We start from the raw sequence: 18,809 nt of genomic DNA on the forward strand, positions 1-18,809 counted from the left end.
TTGACAGTTTGTTAGCTAAACTAGATAGTCCACTTGGGAGTACTGCCTCGTGGGTTGCCATCGAGGCGATGCGCCTTTGCGAAATGAACAGACACTCGGGGATGAATATGGCCATACGGATTCGACGCAAATTAACTGGTCTGTTTGTAGGGGCCGCCTTGGCTATGGCGCCTGTTGCCAGTTCTGCTGAAACTCTGGCGGATGCTTTGATTGGCGCATACAAACATTCTGGCCTTTTGGAGCAGCAACGTGCGCTGCTGCGCGCTGCCGACGAAGATGTGGCACAATCCTTGGCCGCGTTGCGCCCTGTTTTATCCTACACAGCACAGGTCCGCGCCTCGCGATCGTCGCAGTCCTTGTTGCGGGACGAATGGGACACGAATGCCTCGGTAGGGATCACGGCCTCGCTGGTGTTGTATGATTTCTACGCCTCTGCCTATGGCACACAGGTGCAAAAGGAATTGGTTTTGGCAACCCGCGAGGCCCTGGTCGCGGCCGAGCAATCGGTCTTGCTGGGTGCGACGCAATCCTACATGGAAGTTCGTCGCCAGTCTGCTTTTGTGGACTTGCGCCGGAGTAACGTGCGGGTGATTGGTGAGGAACTGCGTGCGGCCCAAGATCGATTTGATGTGGGCGAGGTGACCCGAACGGATGTGGCCCTGGCTGAGGCGCGACTGGCCTCGGCACGTAGCCAATTGGCTGGCGCCCAGGGAAATCTTGCGCAGGCCAAAGAACAGTTCTACCGCGCCGTGGGCCGTGCCCCCGGGGCGCTGGCCGCACCGACCAATCCACCTGCTTTGGCCCGGGATGAGGCCGCTGCAAAACGCTACGCCGTAAAATATCACCCCAGTGTCAAAGAAGCACAGCGCAATGTAACGGCTGCTGAATTTCGGATTGCCGAGGCGCGTGCGGGAACAAAGCCAACACTACAGTTGCAGGGCCAGTTGACCCTGAACGACGAATGGGAAACTGACGAATCTGTGACTTTGCAGCTGAGCGGTCCAATTTACAGCGGCGGCCAGATTGCCTCTTTGATCCGGCAGCAGTCTGCGCGCCGGGATGCTCAACGCGCAGCGCTGCATCTGACAACCCATGAAATTCGCGAAAGCGTGGGCAATGCGTATTCCTCGCTGACCACTGCGATTGCCAGTCGCGAGGCGTTTGCACGCCAAGTACGGGCCTCTCGCATTGCCTTTAGAGGGGTGCGCGAAGAGGCCACGTTGGGATCGCGAACAACTTTGGATGTGCTTGATGCCGAGCAGGAATTGCTGGACGCCCAGACGAACCTGATTTCGGCGCAAATCGACGAGATTAACGCGCGCTACAGTATCCTTGCCAGCATGGGTTTGATGACCGCTGAGCATTTAAAGCTGGGGATCCGCACCTACGATCCAACGGCCTACTATGATCTGGTGAAAAACGCGCCTGCCAGCCACTCCAAACAAGGCAAGCAATTGGACCGGGTTCTCAAGGCCATTGGCAAACAATAAAGTTTAACGGAATTTGCTGCTGCCAGACGGTTGAAGGAATCGTCGCCTGCGGATAACCTGTCCCAAAGAGGCCAGAGCAGGTGCCCTATGTCCGATCCGGTAAAAAATGTAGAAATTGAAGACGTGTTGTCGTCTATTCGCAAGTTGGTGTCTGAAAACACCCGCGCGTTTAAGGCTGACCCGGCGCATACTGTCCCGGTAGAAAAACTGGTTCTGACCCCGTCATTGCGGGTTGAAGATATAGAAGATGGCGTTGCCGAGGCTGTGCCTGCAAACTTAAGCGATGCAAACCCACCCGAGGCCGAGGATTCTTGGACCACCGAGGATACAATCGACGCGGTTGCCGCCGAAGCCCAAAGCGATGGCCTTGAATTGGATGAACTGGCGTCAACCTTGCCCCATGAAGATCCTTTGCAGAGTTCAGAGGCCGTTGTTCAAAGCACTGATTTTGAGTTTACCCATGCTCAAGAGGACGGTGACGTGCCTAAAGAGGACGGTGACGGGCCTCAGGAGGTCGAGGACAGTGTTTTGGACGCAGCACCAGTTGCCAGCTTTAACGCCGCTGACGACGAAGCCGCTGCCATAGATGTTTTTGACGCGGATGAGGCTGATCTGGCGCCCAATCCCGAAACCGAAGCGGATGACGCGTTTTTTCTGGAGGCCGAGCCGGAAAATAGCCAAATTGAGACGGTTTTTGAGGCAGAACAGCCCGAGGATGTTTTGCATCTAAGCGCAGATAGTCCTTTGGAACTGGCGCAGGACGATCCCGAGGTCAAAGAGGCGTCCGAGTTGTTTGAACAGCCTGTCGAGGCCGTGACTGATGACTATGACGAAGATGAGCAGGACGATATCCAAGCGCCTCTCTCATTTGGTGACAACAACTTTGATCCAGAGGACAGCCTGCCCAAGGACGATTGGGAAGATGTCCAAGAGGATGCGACACCACCTCGGTTTGCTTCTATCGACAACACTATTCCGTTTGTTGGACAATCCTTCGCTGATCGGGCCGAAGCTCAGGCTGAAGAAGACGACACTGACGAAGAAGATTCCGAAACTGATATGGTTTCCGAAGTGTCGCGGTTCGACGAGTCAATCCTGGATGAGGAGACATTGCGCGATTTGGTTTCGGAACTGGTACGCGAGGAATTGCAGGGTGTTTTGGGCGAGCGTATCACGCGAAATGTGCGCAAACTTGTGCGCCGCGAAATTCATCGCGCCCTCGCTAGCCTTGAGTTGGAATAACTGGCTTTAGTGGCTCAGATCTAGCAGCAGATCGATGTCCAGATGGCGCTCTAAATGTGCGGCCAGCGCATCCAATGTCGCATCAACGTCAGCGGAATAGTCCAAGTTCGACGCAGCCGCGCCCAACTCGGCCAGATATGCCGCACGAAAGGCGTTGCTGCTGAACAACCCATGCATATAGGTGCCACGCACCCGCCCGTTCGCGGATGCAGCACCTTCGGGGCGGCCTTGAATATCCAGCCACGCCTGTTCGCAATCTGGGCCCAATGTCTCGCCGATGTGGATCTCGTATCCCTCGACGGCCTCGCCGGTTTTGATGTATCGCGCGGTCTCGCGACGCAGGGTCTTTTGAGGTCCCATATGCGTCACCACATCCAGCAAGCCCAGCCCGTCAAAGCGCCCTTTTTGGCCTTCGATACCGTCTTCATCGATAATCTCGCGGCCCAGCATTTGATACCCGCCACACAGGCCCAAGACATGACCGCCACGCCGCACATGGGCCTGCAAATCCACGTCCCAACCTTGGGTGCGAAAATGAGCCAGATCAGCGATTGTAGATTTTGAGCCAGGGATCAAAACCAGCTGTGCATCACCGGGCAGGGGGCGTCCGGCCTCGACAATCTCGACCGTGATATTGGGATCACTGGACAAAGGGTCTAAATCGTCAAAATTGGCGATCCGGTTCAGCCGTGGAACAGCCACTTTGAAAGCACCGCCCTGAGTGCTGGCGATGTCCATGATGTCCTCGGCAGGTAGTTTCCACGCATCTGCAAACCATGGAACAACACCCAGCGATGGCCAGCCGGTGCGCTGCACAATTTCTTCCAACCCATCGTCAAAAAGACTGGGGTCGCCGCGGAACTTGTTGATGGCAAAGGCCTTTATCCGATCGCGATCGTGGGGAGGCAATACCGCGTGAGTGCCCACACATTGGGCAATGACCCCGCCACGATCAATATCACCGACCAATACGACGGGAACGTCAGCGGCTTGTGCAAACCCCATATTGGCGATGTCGCCGGCGCGCAGATTAATTTCGGCAGGGGAACCGGCCCCTTCAACCAGCACAATATCTGCGTCTTGCGCTAGCCTGTTAAAGCTGTCCAAGGTTGCCTGAAGCAGGGTTGGTTTTACCTTGGCGTAATCGCGGGCTTTGAGGGTCGCAAACCGCTTTCCATGCACAATAACCTGCGCGCCCACATCGCTTTCTGGTTTTAGCAATACCGGGTTCATATCCACCACAGGATCGGCACAGGCCGCTAAGGCCTGCAATGCCTGAGCACGGCCAATTTCCCCGCCATCCACCGTGACTGCCGCGTTGTTGGACATGTTTTGGGGCTTGAAGGGGCGCACGCGCATGCCGCGCAGGTGCAGGGCCCGTGCTAGACCCGCCACAACCATGGATTTGCCCACGTTTGAACCTGCCCCTTGGATCATGATTGACTTGGCCACTGCGCCCTCTACCCTTGCCGCTGCAATTCCAGTTAGGACAAAGCGGATGAACACGCCAGCCCATTTGATCTTTGGCCTCGCAGCCTTCAGCAAAAAGCATCAAATGGAAACCATCTTTGGCGCGTTGATTGGGGCGATGTTGCCTGACGTTTCGCTTTATCTGATGGCGGGTGTGTCGATCTTTCTGTTGGATATTTCGCCTCAGATCGTGTTCCGCGATCTCTACTTTAGTCCACAATGGCAGCAGGTTTTTGCCGTGGATAACAGTTTTATCCTTTGGGGGATTGGCTTTGCCTTTGCGCTATGGGGTAGGGTGCCGTGGGCTATTGCCTTAACCGGGGCCGCTTTGCTGCATATCGCGCTTGATTTCCCGTTGCATATGGAGGACGCCCGCGCGCATTTTTGGCCGCTGACTGATTGGAAATTTATCAGCCCTGTCAGCTATTGGGACAACAACCATCATGGGGCACTGATCGGTGGGATCGAAATGGCCCTCTGTGCCGCGATGGCGATCATTCTATGGCGGCGGTTTACAGAAATTTGGGTGCGCGCCAGCGTTGCGGTTTTGATGACCCTTGAATTGGCGCCTGTGTTTTTCTGGGCCTTTATGATGACAGATCTTTAGCCAATGGGTCTACAAACGAAAACGACGCCCCAAGGGACGCCGATTTCTAAGTCATAAAGGTGCGGGGGCTGTTTATGCCGCCTCAGCTTGGGCCGCGTTGCGACGTTCGCTTTCCTCACGGGACAGGGCAACGGATGTGCGGATCCCTTTGGAGACAAATTCCATCAGTCCGGCAACAACGCGTTCGTTGGGGTCGATCCCAGCGCAGGACAGCACTTCGCGACCATCGCGCGAGCGGGCCCAACGTGCGATTTGTTCTGGACCGTTTCCGTATTTCTTGTCGTCGGCAATTGCATCATCCAAGGCAGCCAAGACCACAGCAGCGAACAGTTTGCGTGCGCGGTTGCCTTGTTCATTATTGAATGCGGTGCCATCCACGAAATCTCTCATCTCGTATCCTTATTGTTGCTCTTGTCTTTTCGGCGTGGCGTTCTTTATGACGTAACTGTGACGATTCGGATAGCCTCTTATTGCATGGCTGCTATGCATTTTTTGCATACTCATAAATAGCGAGCCCCTGTAAAATCACGTCTCTTGCCAGCTGAACATCATATGGATATAGGGGCCGTTAATCATTCTTCAACCAATTGCGACGGAATTGTGACATGGCAAAGATCAACGGCAATGAAATCCGCCCCGGTAACATTCTGGAGCATAACGATGGCCTCTGGACCGCGGTCAAAGTCGACCACGTCAAGCCCGGCAAGGGCGGTGCCTTTGCACAGGTTGAGCTGCGAAATCTGCGCAATGGCTCGAAACTGAACGAACGCTTCCGCAGCGCCGATAAGGTCGAGAAAGTTCGTTTGGATCAAAAAGACCAGCAGTTCCTTTATGAATCTGACGGAATGTTGGTGTTCATGGACAATGAAACCTACGAACAGATCGAATTGCCCGCTGAAATCCTTGGGGATCGTCGCCCGTTTCTACAGGACGGCATGATTGCCCAGATCGAGTATTTCGATGAGGAAGCGCTCAGCGCGTCCCTGCCGCAAAAGGTCACTTGCGTCGTTGTCGAGACCGAGCCGGTTGTCAAAGGCCAGACCGCTGCCAACAGCTTTAAACCTGCGATCTTGGACAATGGGATCAAGGTCATGGTGCCGCCGTTTGTGGGCCAAGATGAAGCCATCGTGGTCAACACCGAAACCATGGAATACTCGGAACGCGCCTAGCCCTGTGACGCCACGTCAGGCCGGATCGATCCGGTGTACAGTGGCGTCCTGAGCCGTCATTTCGCCTTTGGCACGGTCAAAACGCAGGTAGGCAATGCCTTCGCCCGCCGCTTGGCTGTACAAAACACCTGCTTCCTTGCTGCCTGATAGGATGGGTGTGCCTGTTGGGGCAGCACCGGTTACCTTGACTTTGGTCAAACCTTTGCGCAGCTCGGTTTTGTGTTTCATCCGCGCGGTCACTTCCTGGCCCACGTAACATCCTTTGCGGAAATCAACGCCAGATAACTGTTCGAACCCGGCTTCCAGGATATAGCTGTCTGGGGTCAACTCGATCCCGGTTTGCGGCACACAGTGAGCCACATGAAGCGCGGTCCAATCAATCTCGTGATCTGGCCCTGCATCGGGGGCATAGTACCGCCATCCCAATGCGTCATTGCGTGGATCCGCAATCGCACCGTCCGGGGCCTCGCCAAGCCCGCGTTGTACCTTCATTTCGCTCGGCTCAATCGTCACATCTGCGCGCAGTTTATACATGCTGAGCCGTTGAACGGTTTGATCCGCGATGCTTGCATCAATGTCCAACAAAATGCGCTCATCCGTGCCCAGCAGGAAAAAGTCAGCCAAATATTTACCCTGCGGAGTCAAAAGGGCGGCATAGACCAAACCTTCGCGCACATCATTGGTGACCAGCCCTTGCAAAAAGCTGACCCGGTCTGTGCCTTGAATATCAAAGAGTTTGCGCGTGTTTGTCATGGGGAATTCCTTTTCCTGTGCTCATCATATAGGCAGCTTTGGAACAGACAAAAGGAAGAAAATGCGCGCACCTGTGTCCATTGTGATCCCGACGCTGAACGCAGCCGAGGAATTGGGCCCGACCCTGATGGCCCTGATGGAAGGGATCGAAGCAGGTTTGGTGCGCGAGTTGATCATAAGTGACGGCGGCTCAACGGACGCTACATTGGAATTGGCCGACGAATGGGGTGCCGAGGTATTGACCGGTGCCCAAGGTCGCGGTGCGCAATTGGCATTGGGCTGCGAAGCGGCGCGCGGGCAATGGCTGTTGATGTTGCATGCAGACACCCATTTGCCTGAAGGCTGGACCAATATTGTCTGGAACCACCTTGATCCAGAACGCGCCTATTACGGACGTTTGGCGTTTCGTAGTGGCGGGCTGCGTGGGCGTTTGGTTGCGGGATGGGCCAACATACGCTCTGCGTGGTTTCGCCTGCCTTACGGTGATCAAGGTCTCCTCATTTCCAAAGCGCTTTACCTGTCTGTGCGCGGCTATCCCGAGATCCCTTTGATGGAAGACGTGGCCCTCGCGCAGAAACTCTCCAAACGCCTGCGCCCTTTGCCGCTGACGGTCCACACCAGCGCCGCGCGCTATGAACGGGATGGCTGGTTGCGCCGTGGTACACGCAATCTGATGGTGCTGACGCGCTATTTGGCTGGGGCAAAGCCTGCGGATTTGGTAAAAATCTACACCCGCCGCTAGTCAGTGATACCGCGCTGGGCTTTGAATTTGTTGAACAAAGTCGTTTTGTCGTAGGTTGTGGCCACCCAATCCTCAAAGGACATATCGCTGCCTGCTGTATCGTCCTCGTAGGCGTCCAAGACAAAATCCACAGCGCCAGTCATCGTCGATTTGAGGTGTAAGAACCGCCACGACAATTGCTTGCGTGCTTGGGCCAAAGGCACGCCTTCGACCAAATGCAGATACAGCACGCTGGCCAACCCCGCCCGGTCTGCGCCGGATTTGCAATGCAGTAAAAATGGTTTGGGCGTGTTTTTGAGCGCGTCGATTAAGTCCAGCATTTCGTCACGCGAGGCGGGACGGCGCGCATAGATCGGCACATCGATCAATTGGATGCCCAGCTGTTCCAGACTTTCCTTTTCAAACAGGTAGGGGCTGAATTTATCGGCCCCGCGCAGATTGATGACCGCCTTTAAATCATAGTCTCGCTTGTAGCGTACCCATCGCGCATGGGTCGGCTGATTGGACCGGTACACGCCCGGCGCCAATTGGGCAAAGTTCGTCCAAAACGTGCGCAAGAAAGCGTGATCAAACAGGTGATAGTGCCAAAATGCGTTTCGCCGCGCCTTGGGTGTCGAAATATCGTCCCCAAACGAGGTGCGCACACGACGTTCAAAGTTCTTAAGACGTTTTTTCCAAGTGCTCATTGGGCGGGTCCAAACCAGTTTCGTACCGTGGTGCGCCATCTACGCGCAAAGTGGTGGTGCTACAAGGCAAAGGGCGAATTGACGCCGCGATATATCGGCTCTACCTCTGGGCCAAACCCTTTTCGGAGCACGTGCATCAATGTCCCTGTCAAACGGTCGCCACACTCTCGCCATCCCCGGCCCCTCGGTTATTCCTGAGGCTGTTTTGCAGGCCATGCATCGTCCGGCGCCCAATATTTACACGGGTGCATTGATTGATATGACCCATTCGTTGGTCCCTGATCTAAAGTCCATTGCCCGCACGGGGCATCACGTGGCGATGTATATCGCCAACGGCCACGGCTCGTGGGAGGCGGCATTGTCCAACACCATGTCCCGGGGTGATAAGATTCTGGTGTTGGCCACGGGGCGCTTCTGTTTGGGCTGGGGCGAGATCGCAAACCGCATGGGTGTCGAGACCCAAATCTTGGATTTTGGGCGCGCGTCTGACATCGACACTGATGCGATGGCCGAGGCTTTGAAAGCGGATAAATTCCATGAAATCAAAGCCGTGCTTGCGGTCCAAGTGGACACATCCACCAGCGTCAAGAACGATGTCACGGCCTTGCGCAAGGTGCTGGATGATATAGGTCACCCGGCGCTTTTGATGATCGACAGCATCGCTTGTCTTGGGTGTGATGCGTTTGAAATGGACGCCTGGGGCGTTGATGTGATGGTCACGGGGTGCCAAAAAGGCCTGATGACCCCGCCAGGCATGTCCTTTGTGTTCTTTAACGACAAAGCAGATGCAGTGCGTGAGACAGCCAATTGCGTCAGTCATTACTGGGATTGGCGGCCGCGTATGGCGCCCGAGATGTACTTTCAATACTGGGATGGGACTGCCCCAACGCACCATCTTTACGGCCTGCGCGTCGCGCTTGATATGATCATCGAGGAAGGGTTGGAGGCCGTTTGGGCACGCCATCAAACGTTGGCCCACGGCGTTTGGGCCGCTTGCGATGCGTGGGGGCAAGGCGGCCCGTTGGCGATGAATATCAAGGACCCTAGCAAACGCAGCCACGCGGTCACCTCAATCGGGATTGGTGCGCCCTATGGCACGCAATTGCGCACGTGGTTGACCCAAGAAGCGGGTGTGACCTTAGGTATCGGTCTTGGCATGGGCACGGATGAGGATCCGAACTCGGACGGCTATTTTCGTATTGGCCACATGGGGCACGTGAATGCGCATATGATGTTGGGCACACTGGGGGCGATCGATGCAGGCCTTAAGGCCCTAGAAATTCCGCACGGCCCCAACGCAATAGAAGCTGCATCAACGGTCTACGCAAAGCGCGCTTAGCCCGTTTCTGTTGTGAAAATGGTCTGGGGTTAAGGCAGCTAGTTCCAGCACGCAGAGCCCCTTACCGCGGATCCCGTCTGGCTGATGCAGGGGCTTGCACCTGCGACCGAACACGGGCGCGTTTTGGCCGTGTGATCCATTTGTTCATTGCAACAGCAAAGAGGGCCACACCCACAAAGCCATAGATCGCGTAGATTGTTGTTAACGCCATGAATAGTACAACTCCTGCCATGCAAAGGAACGCCGTGGTGAAATCTGGTGCGTGACCGATTTTACTGTGATCTCTCATATGCGGCCTCCCTGTTAACCCAACGATAAAACGAAAGCCTAGCCTGTCAAGATTGCGCTGAGGTTAATGCGTGCGGTAAGGCGTTTTTGAAGTGGAGCAAATCGGCATCGGTCCCGCAGGAGATCCGAATGCAACGGTCCTGAGGGGCAACGAAGGGCATGCGCACAAATACGCCTTGTTCAATCAAAGACTGCAAAACCCGTTTGGCAAATGCACCGTCTTGCCCGCAATCAATTGCGACAAAATTTGTAGCAGAGGCAAGGGGTTGCAGCCCATTGGCGGTGGCAATTTCTGCGATGCTTTTGCGTGAATTTTCAACGGCTTCCAGTGTTTTTCCAAGATAGTCTTGATCTTGCAACGCGCCCAAAGCCGCGGCCAGTCCGGGTCGCGACATCCCAAAGTGGTTCTTGATTTTAGCAAACTCGCTGACGACCCGAGGCGCGCCAATTGCATAGCCCACACGGGCGCCAGCCAAACCATAGGCTTTGGAAAACGTGCGCATCCGGATCACGTTGGGCGGTGTCTCGCCGATGGCGGGGGCTGTGCCTGCCGGGGCTGTGTCGATATAGGCCTCGTCCAAAACCAACAGGCAGGTTGGGGGCAGATTTTGGGCAAATGCCACTACATCCTGTGCCGGGTGCCATGTGCCCATTGGGTTATCCGGGTTGGACAGATAAACCAGCTTTGCATTTGTTTCCAACACCTTGGCAGTAAGCGCTGCGAGGTCTTCATGATCATCCTTGTAGGGCACTTTGTGTAGAGTGCCACCAAACCCCGCCACGTGGTAATTGAACGTGGGGTAGGCCCCGTCCGAGGTCACGACCGCATCACCGTGGCCCACATAGATCCGCACCAAATAGCCCAGCAAGCCGTCGATGCCTTCGCCAATGACAAACTCGTCTGATCCGATGCCGTGATGGGCGCCAAGCGCTTGTTTTAGCGCGTGATGTTCGGGGTCGGCATACATCCACGCCTCAGATGCTGCGGCCTGCATGGCGGCCACGGCTTTGGGCGAGGGGCCGAACACATTTTCATTGGCGCCAAGGCGGGCGTTAAAGGCGGCACCGCGGGCGCGTTCTTGGGTTTCGGGGCCCACAAACGGGACGGTGGCGGGCAGGCTGGCGACCAGCGGGGTGGGCTTGGGATATGTCATGGGCCGCACTATACCCTTGTAATTGTTGAAAGAATAGCCATTTCACAAGGGTACGAGTGAGGAATAAACGATGAACTTATCCCGACGTGGCTTTATGGCCGCAAGTGGGGCGGCCTTGGCGACGCGCGGCGTCGGCATTGCGGCTAAGACCCCGAAAACAAAAGTTATCCTTAAGCTGGTCTATGACCATTCCAAAGGCATGATGCGTGCCGTTGAAAAGGTCATAAAGCTTTAAGCGATCTCGGCCAGACGGGCGAGGGCTGCGCGGATTTGTACGGCTTCTTCCTCGCGCTCGGCCATGTTTGTGCGGGCCTCTTCGACGACTTCGGGCGGGGCGGAGGCTATGAATTTCGGGTTATTGACCCGACCGGACAAGCCTTTGATTTCCTTGTCTAACTTTGCCATCACCTTTTCCAAACGCGCCTGTTCTTCGGCCACGTCGATCACGTCGGCCAAAGGCAACCCAAACGTCCCGCCAGCCACCGCAATCGTCACCGTGCCTTTGGGCAATTCTGAGACTTCGGTTTTGCTGTCGATGCGCGCAAGCTTCATAATCAAGGCTTCGTTACCTGCCCAAGCGGTGCGGCCAGCTTCGTCCAGATCCAGTTGAACCAATGGGATTTTTGCGCCTGCAGGGACGTGCATTGCGGTACGGGCTGACCGGATGGACTCAATAAGCCCGATCACCCAGTTCATTTCCCGATCTGCATTTTCATCAACCAAATCAGTTGCTTGGTAGGTAGGCCAATCGGCGTGAACCAGCATGCCTTTGGCACCATCAGCGCGAGGTGCGGCTTCGGCCCACAGCTCTTCGGTGATGAATGGCATGATGGGGTGCAACAGGATGAAACACTGGTCCAGAACCCAACCCATGACTTCGCGGGTTTCGCGCAGGGTCGCCTCGTCCTCGGAATAGAACAGCGGTTTGGACAGTTCCACATACCAGTCGCAGACCTTGCCCCAAACAAAGGCATAAAGGGCGAGGGCCGCATCGTTGAAACGGTGCGCTTCGAGGGCGGCGTCAACGGTCTCGCGGGTCTTGGCGACCTCTCCGATGATCCATTTGTTCAGTGTTTGTGTCGCTGCTGGCAAGCCGTTTGTGGGCGCGGCGTGCGCCTGTTCAAACACGCCGTTCATCTCGGCAAATCGGGCGGCGTTCCACAATTTGGTGCCAAAGTTCCGGTAACCGGTGATGCGCTGAGTATCCAGTTTCAGGACCCCGCCAAGGGAGGCCATGGCAGCATTTGTAAAGCGCAACGCATCTGCGCCGAACTCGTCAATGATGTCGAGCGGATCGATGACGTTGCCAACGGACTTCGACATCTTCTTGCCCTTGGCATCGCGCACGAGGCCGTGCAGGTAGACAGTATCGAAGGGGATTTGGTCTACCACAGCCAGTTGCATCATCATCATGCGGGCTACCCAGAAGAACAGGATGTCCTGACCTGTCACAAGGGTGGATGTGGGGAAGTATTTCGCCAGCTCGTCGGTTTGTTCGGGCCAGCCAAGAGTGCCGATGGGCCAGAGACCAGAGGAGAACCAAGTGTCTAGGACATCGGGGTCGCGCCACATGACAACGTCCGGTTCTCCCGGTAGGGAGCGATGTTCAGGAGCAACGGTTTGAGGTTCAATCCGCCCCCCAACTATGCCAAGGCTGGTCCCCAGCTCCTTTGCTTTAACGTTTTGTTCCGAATAATAGGCGTAGACCGCTTCGATAAATTCATCTTCGCTTGTGACGCAAAACGAAACCGGGTTTTCATAATCAAAATCCCAAATCGTAGTGCGAGAGCTTTCGTCCTTGGCAAGACCAAGGGAGGGACGTGGTTCGAAAGTCTTCGGATCATCGAGGAATTTGATCCGTGGCGCATACCAAACCGGTATCTGGTGCCCCCACCAAAGCTGGCGCGAGATGCACCAAGGCTCGATATTTTCCAGCCAGTGATAGTACACTTTCTCGCCCGACTCCGGCATGATTTTAACCGTGCCGTCTTTGACCGCATCCAGTGCGGGGCCGACGATTTTGGAGGTCTCGACGAACCACTGATCGGTCAGCATCGGCTCGATCACGACTTTTGAGCGATCCCCGAACGGCTGCATAATTTTCTTGTTTTCAACGTAAGGGACGGTTTCTGTGACCTCAGTTGTGTTGCCGTCTTCGTCTTTCACCTTGCGCGTCACATCATGCATCACGGCAAGGCCTTCGGCAGTGATGTCAGCCACAACGGCCTCACGGGCGTCTTCGCGGGAGAGGCCGCGGTACGCCTCGGGCACAAGGTTCATGGCGGCGATCATCGCCTCGTCAAACTCTTGTTCGCCATTGGCGATCGCTTGGGCGGTGGTGGCTTCCTCGGCATAGGGTTTTCCATCAGCGCGCATAGCGGCCTTGGTGTCCATGAGGTTGTACATTGGGATGCCGCCGCGCTTGGCAACTTGGTAGTCGTTGAAGTCGTGCGCACCGGTGATTTTCACCGCACCGGACCCGAAGTCCATGTCCGGATATTGGTCGGTGATGATCGGGATCAAACGGCGATGTTCTTTGGGGCCGACGGGAATTTCGCACAGCTTGCCCACGATAGGCGCATAGCGGGTGTCATCCGGATGAACCGCAACAGCCCCGTCGCCCAGCATGGTTTCAGGGCGGGTTGTAGCGATCGAGATATAATCGCGGGTCTCGCGCAGCACTTCGTTCCCGTCTTCGTCTTTTTCGACGTATTCATAGGTCTCGCCACCGGCCAGCGGGTATTTGAAGTGCCACATGTGGCCGTCAACTTCGATGTTTTCTACTTCCAGATCAGAGATGGCGGTTTCGAAACGCGGGTCCCAGTTCACGAGGCGTTTGCCGCGATAGATCAGGCCCTTATTGTACATCTCAACAAAGACTTTGATAACTGCGTCGTGGAAATTGCCCTCTTCGCCGGCGGGCGCATTGGGGGCGCCGGACATAGTAAAGGCGTTGCGCGTCCAATCGCAGGATGCACCGATACGCTTGAGTTGGCTGACAATGCCATTTGCGGTGGCGTCTTTGTATTCCCACGCGTGGGTCATAAACTCGTCACGGGTCAAATCTGTGCGTTTGATGTCCTTTTTGGCCAACTCGTTTTCCACGGCCAGTTGCAAGGCGATGCCTGCGTGGTCCTGGCCGGGTTGCCAGAGCGTGTCAAAGCCGCGCATCCGGTGCCATCGGATCAGTATGTCTTGCAGCGTGTTGTTGAAGGCGTGTCCGATGTGCAAACGGCCATTCACATTGGGCGGCGGGATCATGATGCAATAGGTCGATGCCTCGGGCTTGGCATTGGCGCCGGCCACAAAACATCCGGCCTCTTCCCATTGCTTGTAAAGGCGGCTTTCGGCCTCGGCGGCGTCAAAGTTTTTATCCAGTGCCATGGGGGCGTTCCTTGCGGTCATATATGGTTGGGGATCAGTTAGCGGTTTGGGGCAAAAAGGAAAAGGGGCGGGGTGGATTTTGCACGTGATTGAGGGGATGATTGTCTGACAAGGAGTGCCATGATGATTGATCAACCCGACTGCTTTGGATTTGCCTATGATGCACAGGGGGTGCCACGTGCCTTGGAGGATGTGCAAGGGGCCGTTGCGGGTGTACCGGAGGCGGGGTTTGTCTGGGTCCATGCGCGGATGGGCACGGACGCGGGCGATGCGGTGTTGGCCGCTGGTGGCTTTGACGGGCTGGTGTTGGCGGCTTTGCGCGCGCCTGAGACGCGGCCACGCTGTTCTAGCCATGCAGATGGCAGTTTAATGAACCTGCGCGGCGTGAACCTGAACCCCGGGGCCGAACCTGAAGATATGGTCAGCCTGCGAATGTGGGTGCGTGAAAGGGTATTGGTGACGGTGTTGATGCGGCCCTTGCAGGCCGTGTCGGACTTGCGGGCTGCAGCGGGGCGAGGGGCTGTGGCCTCGGGGCCTGCGGAATTGGTGGCGCGGCTGGCTTTGCGGTTGGCCGACCGGGCCGAGCCTGTGGTAGCAGCCCTCAACGAACGGATCGATGCGCTGGAAGAAACGGATCTGTCGGAACTGGGGGTGGCCCAGCGTAGCGAGCTGGCTGATTTGCGGCGGTCGGCGATTGTGATGCGCCGTTATATGGTGCCGCAACGGGACGCGCTGAGCACTTTTGAAATCGAGGATCACGGCTGGATGGACAGTGTGACCCAAAGCCGGATCCGCGAGGCAACCGAACGTGTGACGCGGTTGGGCGAGGAATTGGATGCGATCCGCGACCGCGCACAGATTGTGCGGGACCATCTGTCCGATGCGCGTGCAGAGCGGATGAATGACCAGATGTTTGTGCTGTCAATCGTGTCTGCGCTGTTTTTGCCTTTGGGCTTTATCACGGGGCTGTTGGGGATAAATGTAGGTGGCGTGCCCGGTGTCGAGAACGCATGGGCCTTTTGGATTGTCTGCGGATTGATGTTGGTGATTGGCGCTGTTCAATGGCTGATTTTCAGACGTATGGGTATGTTTGGTCGGTGAGAACTTTGTGTTCGCAGTGGAATGCATAGGCATCTGACGAAAGTGTTTGGTTTGGCAGGGGTGTCATTGACGTCGATAGCCACGCTTGCGGTGTCATCCTAGGTCAATTTTATACCGCCGCCTGCGACCTTCAGCCGGGTCTGGCATCCCGGTTCTGCGATGGTCGTCGAGACGGCGTGGGTTACACGCAACACGGGCTGCGCGATTATCGAGTGTGGGACTATCACGACAAGATTGGGGTGTTTCATTCTATCGAGCATCCTGTGGGGCAGGATGTCTGCGTACAGCAATAAGTGCCTGCGCGCCGCTCTATCTGGTATGATCCGGCCAATCACGCCCGTGTTGCAATTGCTGAGGACCGCGACCCTGCGAAGACGGCCAGCGTTCAGACTGCAGGGAACGGTTGGAGCCGAAAGCAAAGCGGGAGGTTTGCGGCCCGATGCGCGCGCGCGACCATAGTCGTTTGGTGACGGGCTATGTGGTCGCGGTCAACGCTGTGCGGCGTATTGGCACCTGCTTTGGATTTCAGGAAATCTACCGTGTCCAGTGGTGTGATCTGGAAACCCTTCAAACGCATTGGACCAGATCCCTTACGCAGAGCTATCATACCGGTTATCGGTAGGGCATGGGATCTGCAAGTCCCAATATGGCCCCAGTTCGATCCCTAAGATTTCGCGCAAGTGACGAGGTTTGCACTGTTGATTTGATCCCAAAGTGGAACCTAAAGAGTCAAATTTTAGCTTTATAACGACATTAAGGATCTTTTGAAAAACCTACAGGGCTGAGTTTTTTGAAGGGACCAGTCGCATGGCTATTTCGACCCAAGATGTTATTTATTTAGGCACGTTTGCGGATGCAGATACCGACGAGACTACGGCGAGCGTAGAAAACGCGGGGATCTATTTGCAGACTTTTGGGTCCCCTAGTGATCCATTGATAAATCATGTCGAAGAGATGACTTTTGAAGACGCTGACGATAGCGGGGACATCGGGACCGACAATACTAACACCAGTGATACGACGTCTGGGGAAGGTGGTTTATCCCAAGTAGACTCCCTCGCGGTCGTAAATTTGACAGTTACCTACTCCGATGGGTCGACCATGGATGTCACCAATGCGGTGATGTTCCAGACGACCAACGGTGAGCTTTTCTTGTCGAATTCCAGTTACAGTGGGAATGATCTGCGCGGGCCTGACACCAAAGAAATTCAATCGGTGCAAGTGACGGAGGTCACGAACACCAACTATACTGGTCTTTGGCACAATATGTTCCAAGACTTTGCCTGCTTTGCCAAAGGCACCAAGATATTGACACCGGATGGCTGCGTGGCGATTGAAACCCTGAAAGCTGGGGATTTGGTGGAGACCCAAGATCGTGGCGCGCAACCCATTCGCTGGATCGGGGCAGGCGTCGTGCCCACAGATGCCGCGCTGGCCCCCATTCGCATCACCGCAGGTGCATTAGGACTTAATGTACCTAATAAGGATCTTAGCGTCTCGCCGCAGCACCGGATGCTGGTACGATCCGCGATTATCCAACGGATGACCGATGCCGCGGAGGCGCTTGTCGCGGCCAAAGCATTGCTGCCGCTGGCCGGTGTCTATGTCGATCGCAGTGCCGCAACAGTGCGCTATTACCATATGCTTTTTGACCACCACGAGGTCATCTGGGCCAATGGTGCCGCCTCGGAAAGCCTGCTGCCGGGCAAAATGGCCCTGTCTGCCTTGGGGCCCCAAGCGATGTTGGAAATTTTATCGATCTTTCCGCAATTGGCACCGGGCACGGTTCAACCTCACCCGGCCCGTACAATCCTCGAAGGCAAAAGACGCAAAAAATCTATCGAACGCCACCTCAAAAATGACCATAATATCTGGTCGGATCAGCGGGTTTAGCGGTTTGTCACCAAGGGTTCGCGGGCGCCTGCGCGTAGAACCTTGGGATTGTAGGGATCACGGGCAAAGACCTCGTGGACGCGCGCGCGGAAGTGCTCCAACGGCAGGGTGTCGTAGTCTGGATCAAAACTGCTTTGGTCCCAGCGTTCGCAAAAATCAGCACAATCCTGAAAGTATTTGTGGCCGGCGTAGGCTTGCCGTTTTTCTGGATCCGCGCCCACGTGTTCACCGTAGTAAACCATCTGAAAATCACCGTGTTTTTCTACAACCCATGTGCATTGTTCGCGCACGAAAGGTTTTAAAATGGCCGCGGCATATTCGTCGTGATTGTAAGGCGCAAAGATATCCCCGATGTCATGGAGCAATGCGGACACCACCCAGTCCGTGTCAGCCCCGTCCCGTTCGGCCCGCGTGGCTGATTGCAGTGAATGGCCAAGGCGGGTGACTTGGTAGCCTGACAGGCTTTCGTCCAGGGACACCAAGGCAGTCAGCAAGCGATCTGCAGTGCCTTTGGTGTATTCGACCTCGTGTTCGGTCAGGTAATCGTAGTCTTCTTTGTCGCCATCTTTCATGGCGGTGAATTTGACGTGGTCCATATGCCTTAGGCCTTTTCGTAGAATGCGCCATCTTTTTTGGCGCCCTTCATCATGACGGCGGTGTGCATGACGCGGATGGTTTCGTACAGTGCAAGACTGTCGGCGCTGAACGGTTCGGACGGGCGGTCATACAGGTTGAAGTAGCCGAACTTGTCCTCGCCACGGGCCAGAACGCCGTAATCGCGTTCACCGCCAGTTTTCTTGAGGGCAGGTGTGGCATACCGGATTACGCAACCTATGCGGCGGTCGTCGGATGTATTGGGGCCAGACCCGTGAATGGTCAGCCCGTGATGCAGCGATATTTCCCCCGGTTGCAGGACGACGGCGACTTTGTCTTCGTCGGCAATGTCTACGGCAATTTCCTGACCGCGCGACAGAAGGTTGTCTTTGTCGAACGTATCTTCATGCGGCAGGATCGGATTTTTGTGGCTGGCTTGGACGAAATCCATGCAGCCGCTTTCGGGAGTAGCAGGAGAGAGCGCCAGCCAAGCGGTTGTCAGACCGTCAATTTCCCCCATGCCCCAATAGGTCAGATCCTGATGCATTGTGACGACTTGCTTGGTGTGGGCTTCTTTGGTCAGGAATTCGACGGAATAGAGCAGGATGTCCGGGCCCAGCACACCTTCAACCGCGTCCAGTATGCGTTCGTTGACCCCAATGTCGTAACTGGAGGGCAAGACCACCTGACTGTTGACCCGCTTGTAGGTGTTCAACGGCAGGGGCAGGCCGTTATCCAGCCACTCGGCTTCGATCTGCTCCAACTCGGCGCGCAAGGTTTGAGCATCCTCAGCACTCATCACGCGGATCGGGAACAGATAGCCATCTTCCCAATATTGATCGATCTGTTTTTGGGTCAGTTTCAAGAGGGCCTCCTGTGCTTTGTGGACAGAGTTGA

At 55.8% G+C, this 18,809-nt stretch carries 19 protein-coding genes; 10 read left to right on the forward strand and 9 right to left on the reverse strand.

Annotation, left to right across the window (positions count from 1 at the left end):
* The first annotated feature begins 107 nt into the window (after positions 1 to 107).
* Both ACIRQ6_RS02765 and ACIRQ6_RS02770 read left to right on the forward strand, forming a co-directional pair.
* On the forward strand, positions 108 to 1,490 hold the full coding sequence (locus ACIRQ6_RS02765; protein WP_420862611.1) for a TolC family outer membrane protein: 1,383 nt from the start codon (positions 108 to 110) through the stop codon (positions 1,488 to 1,490).
* Positions 1,491 to 1,577: 87 nt separating this feature from the next.
* Entirely contained in the window at positions 1,578 to 2,732 is a 1,155-nt protein-coding gene (locus ACIRQ6_RS02770; protein WP_420862612.1) for a hypothetical protein, read from the forward strand.
* Positions 2,733 to 2,738: 6 nt separating this feature from the next.
* Here the strand turns inward: ACIRQ6_RS02770 and ACIRQ6_RS02775 are convergent, their stop codons facing one another.
* Positions 2,739 to 4,184, reverse strand: a complete 1,446-nt coding sequence (locus ACIRQ6_RS02775) for a cobyric acid synthase (RefSeq protein WP_420862613.1) — start codon at positions 4,182 to 4,184, stop codon at positions 2,739 to 2,741.
* A 46-nt stretch (positions 4,185 to 4,230) separates the two neighbouring features.
* Here ACIRQ6_RS02775 and ACIRQ6_RS02780 point away from each other — a divergent pair, with 46 nt between their 5' ends.
* Positions 4,231 to 4,809, forward strand: coding sequence for a cobalamin biosynthesis protein CobQ (locus ACIRQ6_RS02780; protein ID WP_420862614.1), 579 nt, complete (start codon positions 4,231 to 4,233; stop codon positions 4,807 to 4,809).
* Between the two features lie 72 nt (positions 4,810 to 4,881).
* Here the strand turns inward: ACIRQ6_RS02780 and ACIRQ6_RS02785 are convergent, their stop codons facing one another.
* A complete protein-coding gene (locus ACIRQ6_RS02785) occupies positions 4,882 to 5,199 on the reverse strand; it encodes a DUF6280 family protein (RefSeq protein ID WP_420862615.1) in 318 nt (105 codons plus the stop codon).
* A 215-nt stretch (positions 5,200 to 5,414) separates the two neighbouring features.
* On the opposite strand from ACIRQ6_RS02785, the gene efp reads away from it, so the two are divergent.
* A complete protein-coding gene (efp, locus tag ACIRQ6_RS02790; RefSeq protein ID WP_420862616.1) occupies positions 5,415 to 5,978 on the forward strand; it encodes an elongation factor P in 564 nt (187 codons plus the stop codon).
* Between the two features lie 15 nt (positions 5,979 to 5,993).
* On the opposite strand, the gene ACIRQ6_RS02795 is transcribed toward efp, so the two are convergent.
* Positions 5,994 to 6,731, reverse strand: a complete 738-nt coding sequence (locus tag ACIRQ6_RS02795) for a YgfZ/GcvT domain-containing protein (RefSeq protein WP_420862617.1) — start codon at positions 6,729 to 6,731, stop codon at positions 5,994 to 5,996.
* Positions 6,732 to 6,792: 61 nt separating this feature from the next.
* Between ACIRQ6_RS02795 and ACIRQ6_RS02800 the strand changes: the two genes are divergently transcribed.
* Positions 6,793 to 7,473: a TIGR04283 family arsenosugar biosynthesis glycosyltransferase gene (locus ACIRQ6_RS02800; RefSeq protein ID WP_420862618.1), complete on the forward strand. Its 681-nt coding sequence runs from the start codon at positions 6,793 to 6,795 to the stop codon at positions 7,471 to 7,473.
* On the opposite strand, the gene ACIRQ6_RS02805 is transcribed toward ACIRQ6_RS02800, so the two are convergent.
* Complete coding sequence (locus tag ACIRQ6_RS02805; protein WP_420862619.1) at positions 7,470 to 8,159, reverse strand: fused DSP-PTPase phosphatase/NAD kinase-like protein; 690 nt, start codon at positions 8,157 to 8,159, stop codon at positions 7,470 to 7,472. The genes ACIRQ6_RS02800 and ACIRQ6_RS02805 overlap by 4 nt on opposite strands.
* A gap of 139 nt (positions 8,160 to 8,298) precedes the next feature.
* Between ACIRQ6_RS02805 and ACIRQ6_RS02810 the strand changes: the two genes are divergently transcribed.
* Positions 8,299 to 9,498: a pyridoxal-phosphate-dependent aminotransferase family protein gene (locus ACIRQ6_RS02810; RefSeq protein ID WP_420862620.1), complete on the forward strand. Its 1,200-nt coding sequence runs from the start codon at positions 8,299 to 8,301 to the stop codon at positions 9,496 to 9,498.
* Between the two features lie 61 nt (positions 9,499 to 9,559).
* Here ACIRQ6_RS02810 and ACIRQ6_RS02815 read toward each other — a convergent pair whose 3' ends face one another.
* Positions 9,560 to 9,787, reverse strand: coding sequence for a histidinol phosphate aminotransferase (locus tag ACIRQ6_RS02815; RefSeq protein WP_420862621.1), 228 nt, complete (start codon positions 9,785 to 9,787; stop codon positions 9,560 to 9,562).
* Positions 9,788 to 9,833: 46 nt separating this feature from the next.
* Complete coding sequence (locus ACIRQ6_RS02820) at positions 9,834 to 10,940, reverse strand: pyridoxal phosphate-dependent aminotransferase (RefSeq protein ID WP_420862622.1); 1,107 nt, start codon at positions 10,938 to 10,940, stop codon at positions 9,834 to 9,836.
* Positions 10,941 to 11,010: 70 nt separating this feature from the next.
* Here ACIRQ6_RS02820 and ACIRQ6_RS02825 point away from each other — a divergent pair, with 70 nt between their 5' ends.
* Positions 11,011 to 11,175: a twin-arginine translocation signal domain-containing protein gene (locus ACIRQ6_RS02825; RefSeq protein ID WP_420862623.1), complete on the forward strand. Its 165-nt coding sequence runs from the start codon at positions 11,011 to 11,013 to the stop codon at positions 11,173 to 11,175.
* On the opposite strand, the gene ACIRQ6_RS02830 is transcribed toward ACIRQ6_RS02825, so the two are convergent.
* A complete protein-coding gene (locus ACIRQ6_RS02830; protein WP_420862624.1) occupies positions 11,172 to 14,324 on the reverse strand; it encodes a valine--tRNA ligase in 3,153 nt (1,050 codons plus the stop codon). The genes ACIRQ6_RS02825 and ACIRQ6_RS02830 overlap by 4 nt on opposite strands.
* A gap of 120 nt (positions 14,325 to 14,444) precedes the next feature.
* Here ACIRQ6_RS02830 and ACIRQ6_RS02835 point away from each other — a divergent pair, with 120 nt between their 5' ends.
* The 3 genes from ACIRQ6_RS02835 (at position 14,445) to ACIRQ6_RS02845 (ending at position 17,318) form a co-directional block, all read left to right on the forward strand.
* Entirely contained in the window at positions 14,445 to 15,425 is a 981-nt protein-coding gene (locus ACIRQ6_RS02835) for a zinc transporter ZntB (RefSeq protein ID WP_420862625.1), read from the forward strand.
* A gap of 439 nt (positions 15,426 to 15,864) precedes the next feature.
* Positions 15,865 to 16,047, forward strand: coding sequence for a hypothetical protein (locus ACIRQ6_RS02840; RefSeq protein ID WP_420862626.1), 183 nt, complete (start codon positions 15,865 to 15,867; stop codon positions 16,045 to 16,047).
* Positions 16,048 to 16,232: 185 nt separating this feature from the next.
* A complete protein-coding gene (locus tag ACIRQ6_RS02845) occupies positions 16,233 to 17,318 on the forward strand; it encodes a Hint domain-containing protein (protein WP_420862627.1) in 1,086 nt (361 codons plus the stop codon).
* Here ACIRQ6_RS02845 and ACIRQ6_RS02850 read toward each other — a convergent pair.
* Complete coding sequence (locus tag ACIRQ6_RS02850; protein ID WP_420862628.1) at positions 17,315 to 17,914, reverse strand: HD domain-containing protein; 600 nt, start codon at positions 17,912 to 17,914, stop codon at positions 17,315 to 17,317. The genes ACIRQ6_RS02845 and ACIRQ6_RS02850 overlap by 4 nt on opposite strands.
* A 5-nt stretch (positions 17,915 to 17,919) precedes the next feature.
* Positions 17,920 to 18,777, reverse strand: a complete 858-nt coding sequence (locus ACIRQ6_RS02855; RefSeq protein WP_420862629.1) for a phytanoyl-CoA dioxygenase family protein — start codon at positions 18,775 to 18,777, stop codon at positions 17,920 to 17,922.
* Positions 18,778 to 18,809: the final 32 nt, after the last annotated feature.

Source organism: Algirhabdus cladophorae, assembly GCF_044772865.1.
In the GTDB taxonomy this organism is placed as follows: domain Bacteria; phylum Pseudomonadota; class Alphaproteobacteria; order Rhodobacterales; family Rhodobacteraceae; genus Algirhabdus; species Algirhabdus cladophorae.

What these genes read in the sequence shown, in the direction of transcription:
- ACIRQ6_RS02825 (WP_420862623.1), top strand. Translation starts at nt 11,011, where the DNA reads ATGAACTTATCCCGACGTGGCTTTATGGCCGCAAGTGGGGCGGCCTTG.
- ACIRQ6_RS02830 (WP_420862624.1), bottom strand. Translation starts at nt 14,324, where the DNA reads ATGGCACTGGATAAAAACTTTGACGCCGCCGAGGCCGAAAGCCGCCTT.
- ACIRQ6_RS02820 (WP_420862622.1), bottom strand. Translation starts at nt 10,940, where the DNA reads ATGACATATCCCAAGCCCACCCCGCTGGTCGCCAGCCTGCCCGCCACC.
- ACIRQ6_RS02835 (WP_420862625.1), top strand. Translation starts at nt 14,445, where the DNA reads ATGATGATTGATCAACCCGACTGCTTTGGATTTGCCTATGATGCACAG.
- ACIRQ6_RS02810 (WP_420862620.1), top strand. Translation starts at nt 8,299, where the DNA reads ATGTCCCTGTCAAACGGTCGCCACACTCTCGCCATCCCCGGCCCCTCG.
- ACIRQ6_RS02845 (WP_420862627.1), top strand. Translation starts at nt 16,233, where the DNA reads ATGGCTATTTCGACCCAAGATGTTATTTATTTAGGCACGTTTGCGGAT.
- ACIRQ6_RS02785 (WP_420862615.1), bottom strand. Translation starts at nt 5,199, where the DNA reads ATGAGAGATTTCGTGGATGGCACCGCATTCAATAATGAACAAGGCAAC.
- ACIRQ6_RS02815 (WP_420862621.1), bottom strand. Translation starts at nt 9,787, where the DNA reads ATGAGAGATCACAGTAAAATCGGTCACGCACCAGATTTCACCACGGCG.
- ACIRQ6_RS02850 (WP_420862628.1), bottom strand. Translation starts at nt 17,914, where the DNA reads ATGGACCACGTCAAATTCACCGCCATGAAAGATGGCGACAAAGAAGAC.
- ACIRQ6_RS02770 (WP_420862612.1), top strand. Translation starts at nt 1,578, where the DNA reads ATGTCCGATCCGGTAAAAAATGTAGAAATTGAAGACGTGTTGTCGTCT.
- ACIRQ6_RS02765 (WP_420862611.1), top strand. Translation starts at nt 108, where the DNA reads ATGGCCATACGGATTCGACGCAAATTAACTGGTCTGTTTGTAGGGGCC.
- ACIRQ6_RS02840 (WP_420862626.1), top strand. Translation starts at nt 15,865, where the DNA reads ATGCGCGCGCGCGACCATAGTCGTTTGGTGACGGGCTATGTGGTCGCG.
- ACIRQ6_RS02800 (WP_420862618.1), top strand. Translation starts at nt 6,793, where the DNA reads ATGCGCGCACCTGTGTCCATTGTGATCCCGACGCTGAACGCAGCCGAG.
- ACIRQ6_RS02805 (WP_420862619.1), bottom strand. Translation starts at nt 8,159, where the DNA reads ATGAGCACTTGGAAAAAACGTCTTAAGAACTTTGAACGTCGTGTGCGC.
- ACIRQ6_RS02795 (WP_420862617.1), bottom strand. Translation starts at nt 6,731, where the DNA reads ATGACAAACACGCGCAAACTCTTTGATATTCAAGGCACAGACCGGGTC.
- ACIRQ6_RS02780 (WP_420862614.1), top strand. Translation starts at nt 4,231, where the DNA reads ATGAACACGCCAGCCCATTTGATCTTTGGCCTCGCAGCCTTCAGCAAA.
- efp (WP_420862616.1), top strand. Translation starts at nt 5,415, where the DNA reads ATGGCAAAGATCAACGGCAATGAAATCCGCCCCGGTAACATTCTGGAG.